The organism is Chroococcidiopsis sp. (assembly GCF_051657925.1).
Lineage (GTDB): Bacteria > Cyanobacteriota > Cyanobacteriia > Cyanobacteriales > Chroococcidiopsidaceae > Chroococcidiopsis.
Window position 1 is genome coordinate 1 of sequence record NZ_JBOFLP010000032.1, and the last position, 9,308, is coordinate 9,308.

At 46.2% G+C, this 9,308-nt stretch carries 9 protein-coding genes and 2 pseudogenes; 6 read left to right on the forward strand and 5 right to left on the reverse strand.

Going from position 1 to position 9,308, the window contains the following annotated elements; genetic code table 11:
- Positions 1-435 (reverse strand): SMC-Scp complex subunit ScpB (gene scpB / locus ACRC32_RS02440; RefSeq protein WP_438552491.1); only part of this gene is annotated, 435 nt, incomplete at its 3' end.
- Between the two features lie 242 nt (positions 436-677).
- Complete coding sequence (locus ACRC32_RS02445; RefSeq protein WP_438552487.1) at positions 678-1,784, reverse strand: peptidylprolyl isomerase; 1,107 nt, start codon at positions 1,782-1,784, stop codon at positions 678-680.
- Between the two features lie 417 nt (positions 1,785-2,201).
- On the opposite strand from ACRC32_RS02445, the gene efp reads away from it, so the two are divergent.
- The 3 genes from efp (at position 2,202) to ACRC32_RS02460 (ending at position 3,836) form a co-directional block, all read left to right on the forward strand.
- A complete protein-coding gene (efp, locus tag ACRC32_RS02450; RefSeq protein ID WP_317108143.1) occupies positions 2,202-2,762 on the forward strand; it encodes an elongation factor P in 561 nt (186 codons plus the stop codon).
- 69 nt (positions 2,763-2,831) lie between these two features.
- Positions 2,832-3,401 (forward strand): acetyl-CoA carboxylase biotin carboxyl carrier protein, encoded by a 570-nt coding sequence (gene accB, locus ACRC32_RS02455; protein WP_438552488.1) that lies wholly within the window; start codon positions 2,832-2,834, stop codon positions 3,399-3,401.
- Between the two features lie 81 nt (positions 3,402-3,482).
- On the forward strand, positions 3,483-3,836 hold the full coding sequence (locus ACRC32_RS02460) for an ArsR/SmtB family transcription factor (protein ID WP_015155914.1): 354 nt from the start codon (positions 3,483-3,485) through the stop codon (positions 3,834-3,836).
- Positions 3,837-3,922: 86 nt separating this feature from the next.
- Here the strand turns inward: ACRC32_RS02460 and ACRC32_RS02465 are convergent, their stop codons facing one another.
- Together ACRC32_RS02465 and ACRC32_RS02470 are read right to left on the reverse strand one after the other, a co-directional pair.
- Positions 3,923-4,549 carry a GerMN domain-containing protein gene (locus ACRC32_RS02465; protein WP_438552489.1) on the reverse strand — a complete coding sequence of 209 codons (627 nt, stop codon included), beginning with the start codon at positions 4,547-4,549 and terminating at the stop codon, positions 3,923-3,925.
- 76 nt (positions 4,550-4,625) lie between these two features.
- Positions 4,626-5,444 (reverse strand): LmeA family phospholipid-binding protein, encoded by an 819-nt coding sequence (locus tag ACRC32_RS02470; protein ID WP_438552490.1) that lies wholly within the window; start codon positions 5,442-5,444, stop codon positions 4,626-4,628.
- 311 nt (positions 5,445-5,755) lie between these two features.
- On the opposite strand from ACRC32_RS02470, the gene chlP reads away from it, so the two are divergent.
- A complete protein-coding gene (gene chlP / locus ACRC32_RS02475) occupies positions 5,756-6,976 on the forward strand; it encodes a geranylgeranyl reductase (protein WP_438552492.1) in 1,221 nt (406 codons plus the stop codon).
- 428 nt (positions 6,977-7,404) lie between these two features.
- Here the strand turns inward: chlP and ACRC32_RS02480 are convergent, their stop codons facing one another.
- A complete protein-coding gene (locus ACRC32_RS02480; protein ID WP_015155910.1) occupies positions 7,405-8,154 on the reverse strand; it encodes a response regulator transcription factor in 750 nt (249 codons plus the stop codon).
- Between the two features lie 237 nt (positions 8,155-8,391).
- Here ACRC32_RS02480 and ACRC32_RS02485 point away from each other — a divergent pair.
- Positions 8,392-8,901: pseudogene (locus tag ACRC32_RS02485) on the forward strand (esterase); the annotation flags it as partial.
- 158 nt (positions 8,902-9,059) lie between these two features.
- Positions 9,060-9,308, forward strand: a pseudogene (locus tag ACRC32_RS02490) (esterase); the annotation flags it as partial.

Genomic DNA, 9,308 nt, shown 5'->3' on the forward strand with positions numbered 1-9,308 from the left:
TTGCTCGATTTGGAAGTATTGATGAAATTTTTCGGTTAATTGGAGTAGGGAGGAGCGAGAATCTGACTGGCGGCGTTTGCGGACGAATCCTTGTTCTACCAATTCTTGAACGTGTTGGTAAGCACTAGAGCCGCGCAGCTCGACGAGTTGATTTTGAGCAATTGGGCTGTGAAGGGCGATCGCTGCTAACGTGCGTAAAGCCCCCACTCCGAGTTCGAGAGGAATTAACCTGTGTACCAAGTCCTGAAAACCAGAGCGCAGTTGCAGACTGTAGCCTGTAGGTGTTTCGACAACCTCTAAGGCGCTGCCGCGACGGGCGTAGTCTTCAATCAGTTCGATCAGTCCTTCTTCAGCGGTAGGGCGATCGCACTGTGCGTATTCGGCAATTTCTGCGACTGATAGCGGTTTGCCTTTTAAGTAAAGAATTGCTTCGATTTGGGTTGATAGTTTGTGGGAAGTCGGGAGTCGGGAGTTGGGAGTCGGAAAAGAGAGTGGTGAGTGGTGAGTAGCACGTGGTTTCTCTCCCCCAGCTTCCTCAGCTTCCCCAGCAACGCCTGCTCTCTTATCTCCCTCAGCCCTCTTTTCCACTGGCTCTTCTGCGGGCGGGTTTAGCTGAACTTTTTGTTTGTCTTTAGGCATATCTGTTAAACCCGCCCCTACAAATCCCTACTCCCTAGTTATGCTACTTGGGGTTGAACTAATTTGTCTGCACCCTGGATGACTTTAGCTGATTCGATTTTGTCACCTGCTTTTAGCTTTTCTAGGACTTCTTTACCCTCGGTAACGTAACCAAATACAGAGTAGCGCCCGTCTAGTAAGTTACGTCCGGCTGGAGTTAGTTCTGGCTCAAACAAGAAGAAGAAAAATTGGGAAGAACCACCATCAGGCTCAAATTCCGGTCTTGCCATTGCAACTGCACCGTAGGCAGAAAAGGGCAATACTGGTTCGTCAGTGTAACGACCGGCTTGCTCTAACGTTACGCCGTATGTAGGTTCCGAATCGCCTTTGACCAGAATTTCTAAAGGAACGGCACGGTACTTACCCGTGTTGGGGTCGATAAATCCTTGGTCTTTCCCAGGGGGATCGCCTGTTTGCAAAACGTAGGAATCTTCAGCACGGATGAATTCTAATCCGTTGTAGAAGCCCCGTTGAACGAGATCGACAAAATTACCTGCGGTGACGGGGGCGCTGTAGCCGTCTACAACCACAGTAATGTCACCTTTATTGGTTTTAAATGCGATCGTTGCCCGTCCTTTGAGTTGAGGCAAGTTAGAGTATTGAGCGGGGACTTCATAGGGAAATTCTTTGACCATCAACTCTTCTAACTCGCTAACTAAATTGAGTATGTTAGCGCGTTCGACCCAGATATTTTCTTTATCTTTCTTATCTGTTGCTTCTTGAAGTTTGGGAATGCCATCTTTAATTTGAGCAATTATCTTTTCTGCTTGAGGCTGGCGTTCTGCGGGAACGCTACTCAGAATTTTTTCAGGATTAGAGATTGCCCTAGAAGCGCCTTTGAGGTCGTTAGCGATCGCACCCCAACGGCGGTTGGCTCGCAGTTGATTGGCAATATCTTCTAAACTTGCTTGCAGTTGCCTGACGGGTTGGTTGTCAATTGGCAGGGCGTAACGCAACAAAGCTTTACCATCAGTGATAGCATTTCCTGCTGGTAGTGCGGCGTAGGAGGTAGGAGTCCAGACTGCTATACTCAGACTCCAACAAAATGCGATCGGCATTATTGCGATCGAAATATTTTTTAGCCAGCGTTGGCAAAATTTTGTCATGTTCTAGCTCTTATAAGGGGTATGCTGCGAGGGATTTTTGCTCTCCATCGCCGCAGTGCGATGGTAGGGCGCGGATACGCGCAACGCGATCTTCGCTCATAACTTCGCGCATAACTTAGTGAGACCCGATCGTCATTTTGCCATAGTAAGGGGCGAGGAGCGTTAGCGAAGCGGGACGAAGTCCGGAGTGAGGAGTGAGGGATTTTTGAGGACAAGGGGGACTCTCGGAGGCAAGGGAGACAAGGGGGACAAGGGGAATTTTAGATTTTGAATTTTGGATTAAATCTAAAATCACAAATTTAAAATCCAAATTTGACCGACATCCTACGCCCCTTCTTTCCCTCGCTCCTACCCCTTACCGAAAGGATGTAAAATAGATTGCCGATTGTCCTGCATGATGAGTGAGTCTATTGTTCCATGATTTCTAGTAATGACTTTCGACCAGGCGTAAGTATTGTCCTAGATGGATCTGTTTGGCGGGTGGTGGAATTCCTTCATGTAAAGCCAGGAAAAGGCTCGGCTTTTGTGCGGACAAAGTTAAAAAACGTCCAGTCTGGTAGCGTAGTGGAACGAACCTTCCGTGCTGGTGAAACAGTTCCCCAAGCCAATCTAGAAAAGAGTACGATGCAACATACCTATAAAGACGGCGATGATTTCGTTTTTATGGAGATGGAAACCTACGAGGAAGCGCGATTGACGGCTGCACAGATTGGCGATCGCGTCAAGTACCTCAAAGATGGTATGGAAGTGAATGTCGTCCGCTGGGACGAACAAGTGTTGGAAGTAGAATTGCCGAATTCTGTCGTGCTAGAAATCGTGCAAACCGATCCTGGCGTGCGCGGTGATACGGCTACAGGTGGTACTAAGCCTGCTGTTGTCGAGACTGGTGCTACTATCATGGTTCCTTTATTTATTACTCAAGGGGAACGCATTCGGATCGATACCCGTAACGATACTTATCTCGGTCGGGGAGAATGATTGCTTTTAGGAGTCATTTGTCATTTGTCATGTGTCATGAGTGGAATGACAACAAATGACTGATGACTGATGACAAATGACATTGAAGAGGAATTTGCTGTGTCACTGGATTTAAATGAAATACGTCAACTATTGTTGGCGTTGGATCGAACTGAAATTGAGGAACTCACCCTAAAAACGCAGGAATTTGAGCTGACAGTACGTAAGGGTACGGGTCTTCAAAGCACTGCACCTGCATCCGCTATAGCAGGAGAAAGTAGTAACCTAACGGCAACAGAATTACACTTCGACTCTGCTAAAATGCCTGCTGGCACAGATTCAGTTTCTCGCCGAGTTGATTCTACTGCCATCAATTCCGCCACAGTCTCGATGGCTGCGTCAGCGCCCATAGAACAAAAGTTTGCGGAAATTCCCTCTCCTATGGTAGGAACTTTTTACCGCGCTCCTGCCCCTGGCGAACCATCATTTGTAGAAGTTGGCGATCGCATTAGATCCGGTCAAACTGTCTGTATTATCGAGGCTATGAAGCTGATGAACGAGATTGAAGCCGAAGTATCTGGACAAGTGATTGAAATTTTGGTGCAAAATGGCGAACCAGTGGAATATGGACAGCCACTGATGCGCATAAACCCCGATTAATGGTTAACTACTTTAATTACCAGTTAACTATTTGGCATCACTGCCAACTATCTTGCGACATCTTTCTACGGGTCAGTTCTAATGAAATTAACCAAGCCTGTACCTCCAGAGGTTATGCAACAAGTAGCAGAGTATTTCAGCTTGTTAAGCGAACCAATGCGCCTACGGCTGCTCAGCCTGTTACGCGATGGTGAAAAGTGCGTTCAAGAATTGGTGGATGCAACTCAGACTAGCCAAGCCAACGTTTCCAAACATTTAAAAATCATGTGGCAGGCAGGCATTCTCAGTCGCCGTAGTGAAGGCACTTCCGCCTACTACCGCGTTGAGGATGACATGATCTTCCAATTATGGAATCTTGTCTGTCATCGACTTGCTACCCGAGTCGAACATCAAGCCCGCCAATTTCGGGTACTCAATGGCAATGGAAAACGTTGAGGAGTTATCTATGCCACAGTTTGCTGCTGGCGATGCCCGATCTCTCGATCGCTGCTAATTTCATAATTCTTATCAAATGTAGCAGGCTAAAGTGTAAAGTTTTCTCCTAAACTTTGGCGCGTCAGCGGTTGCTCTAACTCTAAGCCTTCGCCGCCCAAAACTTCCAGCGGCTCTCCTTCCACCTCAATCCAAACTTTTGCATTTGGATCGAGACTTGTTGCCGTGTAAATCACCTGTGCTACTCGCCCTGTCATAGCAGTACTACCGCCGCCAGCGGTGAAATCTTCTGATAAATTGACGTGAATTCCATCTTTCTCCACCTTTAGATCCCGCAGTGTTGTTCCTTGGGGAATGGTAGTACTGACAGATCCATCTTTTGGACCAGAGAGTAAGTTATCAAAAGCAGTTTTTAGAGCAGCCGTAGGCTGTTTTTTTATGTCAGCCGTTGTGGTGGCTGTAGTCGCAATCAGCTGCTGTCGTACTCCACTTCCCTTGAGCCAAAAGACTTCTACCTGTTGTTGTGCGACTGGTGGAGTTTGTGGCTTTGGCGCTTCTTGAATCCCGCTAATTGGTGGCGCAATTGGTCGAGTTGGTTTTTGGTTCGATTGCCAGTGCCACCAAGCTGCGCCGCCTCCTGCTGTCACTGCTACTGCCGCAATTCCTGCAACTAAGCCGCTAACTGGAATTCGGCGATTTTGTTGTTGTTTAACCATAGGGATAGTTCTCCTTGGGTGGACGCGAGATCGGTGAGATGAGGAGGCAAATTAGCAAATTATATATTAGCTGAGTCTATAACTTAGAATTCTGCAATGAAGGATTCTGCAACAAAGAGGAAGACGGATCGACGCGCACAAAAGTCACCAGATCTAATTTTTGGGCTGCTACTTTTAATTGTAAGATTCTCACTTGCAGTCCGTACACTTCCAGGCGACGGAAATCGAGTTCTTGGCTGAGATTCGTGGCGATTTCGTCTACGATATTCTGAGCGACTGCTTCCCGATCGACTACAACTGTTGGTTGAACTAGTTGAATTTGTCGCCCGCCTTTTACCATCAATCCTGACTCAGCGACAATTGCCAGTGGTTCGTCGTCACCCTCTGCGGCTAGTTGGACTTGAAAGCGCAAGCGATTGTTGGCTAGTAGTTCTAGTCGTGGATTGACAAAATTATAGTTAGAGCTAGACTCAGCGCGATCGCCCCCCAACTCTGGAATCACAAATTCCTGGATTTGCGCAATCAAGGTAGGTAAAGCTTGGTTGAGGTCTGATTGCTCTAGCAGCAAATGCACTCCTGCATGGAGCGATCGCCGTAATTTGAGCTTTTGCTTTCCTAGACTGCGCGGATCGACATCAACTGGATCGGTTTCTAGTTCTAAAGCAGCAATACGGATATTCTGCTGCTTTAGTCTTAAGCCTCGCCCAGCCAAGCGTACCTTTTCCACCTTTCCTTGTATAAGTTGGTAACTAGGTGCATTGTCTACTCGCACTTCTAGCTGCTCTGCGTGCTGTAATTGAGAGCGAACAGCATTTTCTGCCGTTCGATCTACAACTAACCCTGCTGGAGTCACTAAACCAAGTATGCCAGACAGAAGAATCGTAAAAAATTCCATTATGCGTTCATTTCAAGGCATTTAGGCTATTTTTAGACTTTGATATTAAGTTTCAGACTCAAACTATACTAGGTTTTTATATTTGTTTAAATTCTTAAGTTTAGCTTAATCAGCGAGCAGTGGTGTACGACTACGTGCGTGCATGAGCAGTTTTTGACATACACAAAGCCAGCTCAAAAGACATTAAATATATTTACAAAAAGTTTTAAGCTCTGTTGCAAATTTGCCCGCTCTGCTGCCACAGTCGCCAAATCAGGTAAAAGACCGTGATACGATGCATTTTTAGCGATTTGAAGTTTGGGAGAAAAACTTTGACTCTACGGGTTGCTGTCGTTGGTTCGGGTCCAGCAGGTTCATCCGCCGCAGAAGTCCTAGCCAAAGCTGGCATCGAGACTTACCTAATTGAACGCAAGCTGGATAATGCCAAGCCTTGTGGCGGTGCGATTCCTCTATGCATGGTGAGCGAGTTTGACCTCCCACCAGAAATTATTGACCGTCAGGTACGACGGATGAAGATGATTTCCCCCTCTAACCGCGAGGTGGATATCAATTTGGTTAATAAAGACGAATATATTGGAATGTGTCGCCGCGAAGTGCTGGATGGATTCCTGCGTAATCGGGCGGCGCAGTTGGGCGCAATTTTAATTAATGCCACAGTTCATAAACTTGATTTTCCGACAAATAGTAAAGAACCCTATACCATCCATTATGTAGACCACTCAGAAGGTGGAACGCAAGGTGTTGCCAAAACTCTGAAAGTGGATTTGGTGATTGGCGCGGATGGGGCAAATTCTCGGATTGCTAAAGAAATGGACGCTGGAGAATATAACTTCGCGATCGCATTTCAAGAGCGCATCCGGCTGCCTCAGGATAAAATGGCGTATTACCAAGATATGGCGGAAATGTACGTTGGTAATGACGTTTCTACCGATTTCTACGCTTGGGTATTTCCTAAATACGACCACGTAGCCGTAGGTACGGGGACGATGCAGGTCAATAAAGCCAGCATCAAGCAGCTACAAGCTGGTATTCGCGCTCGTGCGGCGAGAAAGTTGGCTGGGGGTCAAATCATTAAAGTTGAGGCGCACCCCATCCCCGAACATCCCCGTCCCCGTCGCGTCGTGGGCAGAATTGCTCTAATTGGCGATGCTGCTGGTTACGTCACGAAATCATCAGGTGAAGGAATTTACTTTGCGGCTAAGTCTGGGCGGATGTGTGCCGAAACGATTGTGGAATTTTCCCAGGGTGGTAGCCGCATTCCTACAGAAGATGACCTCAAGGTTTATCTCAAGCGTTGGGATCGTAAGTACGGCATAACGTACAAGGTGCTAGACATTTTGCAAACCGTATTTTATCGTTCTGATGCAACCCGTGAGGCATTCGTGGAAATGTGCGCCGATTTGGACGTGCAGAAGCTAACGTTCGATAGCTACCTCTACAAAACAGTGGTTCCAGCGAATCCAATTACTCAGTTGAAGATTACTGCTAAAACGATCGGTAGTCTAATACGGGGTAATGCTTTAGCTCCATAGTTTCTTCGATCGGTTTTTGATTTGTAGGGGCGTACATCTGTACGCCCCTATATTTTTTCTGCCTGTGTGCGGCTAGGCAATGCGTAACAATCTTAATTGATTGACGAAATTGATTTAGGAACATTTTCCTGTAAAGACGTTACATGTAACGTCTCTACAAACGCCTCTACATATGATAGGGCGAAAAATGATTCGAGAATGTTTTGAGAGAGTTTTGAGGAGGATTGCTTATTTTTATTTTTTGAGTTATTATTCTTTTACTTTATTCTAGAAAATATTTTTACTTTTTAAAATTCAGACTATATTTCTATTATGCAAAATATAATATCAGAAAAACGGACAAATGCAGATGAAATCAACTGCATTTTCTCCTGACAACTAGAGCAAACAATTAAAGTTAACTCCAGCTATTTTTGTAAAAAATTGACTTATTCGTGACTGCTACCGTGAGCTACAGCTACTTCCTCTACTTGCTCTACGCTAGGTAGTTCTAAACAGTAGCCTGCCCCATAAACGGTTTTGATATAACGAGGATGGCGAGGATCTGGTTCTAGTTTAGTTCGTAGATGGCGAATGTGGACGCGAATAGTTTCAATGTCATCGTCAGGATCGTATCCCCAGACTTCCTTGAGAATGTCGCTAGGCGAAACAGTCTGTCCGTGACGCTGAAGCAAGCAGTGGAGTAACTCAAATTCTAGGTGAGTCAATTTGACAGTTTCAGTAAACCAGATAGCTTCAAAACGTTCTGGAACCAGAGTTAGAGGACCGTAGTTGAGGATCTCGCTATGCTTGGCTGCTTGAGGGATGCGATCGGTACGCCGCAGTAAGGCACGGACGCGAGCCAGCATTTCTTCAACTTCAAACGGTTTCGTCAAATAGTCGTCTGCACCTGCATTGAAACCCTCAACCTTATCTTGAGTTTGGCTAAGGGCTGTGAGCATGAGTACGGGAATTTCAGCCGTCCGTTCGTCGCGTCGCAAACGCTGGCAAACTGTAAAGCCGTCTACTCTAGGTAGCATCAGATCGAGCATAATTAAGTCTGGCTGCAACTGAAGTGCGAGAGCCTGTCCCTTAATTCCGTCTTCTGCTTGACTGACATCGTAGCCAGCCATTTCTAAGTTCACGGCAACCAATTCGGAGATTGCTGGATCGTCATCAATTACAAGTATTCGTGCCATTATTATTAAATCAGATTAACAAATGTTAATGAACAATAAGAACCTTGGGCAGATACAAAGATTGCTGTACTGATTATACGGATGATTCTAAAGATTAGCTATCGCTCATGTGGTGAATGTTGTAACAAAGTGATGAAAATTGAATGCGATCGCCGAGTTTGAGAGGTAAGAGGCGATGGACAAGAGGTAAGAATTCGCTGACAACTGACAACTGACAACTGATAACTGATAACTGAAATGCATCGAGGAAAATTGAATTCTGACTTTACGCCGCCTTGGTGGTTGCGCAATGGCTTAGCCATGACGGTTTACACTGCGCTTTGGGCAAGCAAAGACTGGGAAAAAACGACTAGCCACCCAGAGCCGAATTATGAAGCAGTTATTTTTCACGGTGCTGGGGGAGTTCCAATCTTTGGTTGGGTAGCAATTCCTGAAAATCCCAAAGCCACGATCGTTGGGACTTATGGTATTACAGGTACTTTGGAAAATCAGTGGTTTTTAAGACTTTTAGGACGCAAAGCTTTTGCTCAAGGCTATGCTGTAGTGCTATTTGACTGGCGGGCGCACGGTAAAACAGCTCAGTTATCGCCAACTTTAACTTCTGATGGGTTATACGAAGGAGAAGATTTTGTTTGCATCGCCGCTCAAGCAAAAGCAATGGGTTGTCCCGCACCATTTTGGTTTACAGGCTTTTCCCTCGGCGGGCAATTGGCTTTGTGGGGAGTGAAAGCAGCGCAGAGTTTGGAAGATAAGGAAAATAAGGGAGCAGGGAGCGCTTCGGTGCAGGGAGCAGGGGGGAAGAGAGCTAGGGAGGCTGGGGGAACTGGGGGAGCGAGAAATAACAGTCAACCGTCAATTACCAATTACCAATTACCAATTACCAATCCAAAATTTCCCTAGCCCCTAGTGAAATTGGGGGGGCAGCTGTTATCTGTCCGAGTTTGGATTCAAATCGATCGCTTTCTTATTTGGTGAAACACCCATTGGGGAGACAGTTGGAACAAGCGATCGCCAAGCAGTTGAAAAAATTGGCTTGGCAGATCTACGAGGCACACCCAGGGGCGATGGATGCGGCTGCGATAGAAAAAGCTAATAGTATTTGGGGCTTCGATAACGAATTGGTAATTGAGAAACTGGGATTTCCTTCGGTAGAG

What these genes read in the sequence shown, in the direction of transcription:
- ACRC32_RS02445 (WP_438552487.1), bottom strand. Translation starts at nt 1,784, where the DNA reads ATGACAAAATTTTGCCAACGCTGGCTAAAAAATATTTCGATCGCAATA.
- efp (WP_317108143.1), top strand. Translation starts at nt 2,202, where the DNA reads ATGATTTCTAGTAATGACTTTCGACCAGGCGTAAGTATTGTCCTAGAT.
- accB (WP_438552488.1), top strand. Translation starts at nt 2,832, where the DNA reads ATGACAAATGACATTGAAGAGGAATTTGCTGTGTCACTGGATTTAAAT.
- ACRC32_RS02460 (WP_015155914.1), top strand. Translation starts at nt 3,483, where the DNA reads ATGAAATTAACCAAGCCTGTACCTCCAGAGGTTATGCAACAAGTAGCA.
- ACRC32_RS02465 (WP_438552489.1), bottom strand. Translation starts at nt 4,549, where the DNA reads ATGGTTAAACAACAACAAAATCGCCGAATTCCAGTTAGCGGCTTAGTT.
- ACRC32_RS02470 (WP_438552490.1), bottom strand. Translation starts at nt 5,444, where the DNA reads ATGGAATTTTTTACGATTCTTCTGTCTGGCATACTTGGTTTAGTGACT.
- ACRC32_RS02480 (WP_015155910.1), bottom strand. Translation starts at nt 8,154, where the DNA reads ATGGCACGAATACTTGTAATTGATGACGATCCAGCAATCTCCGAATTG.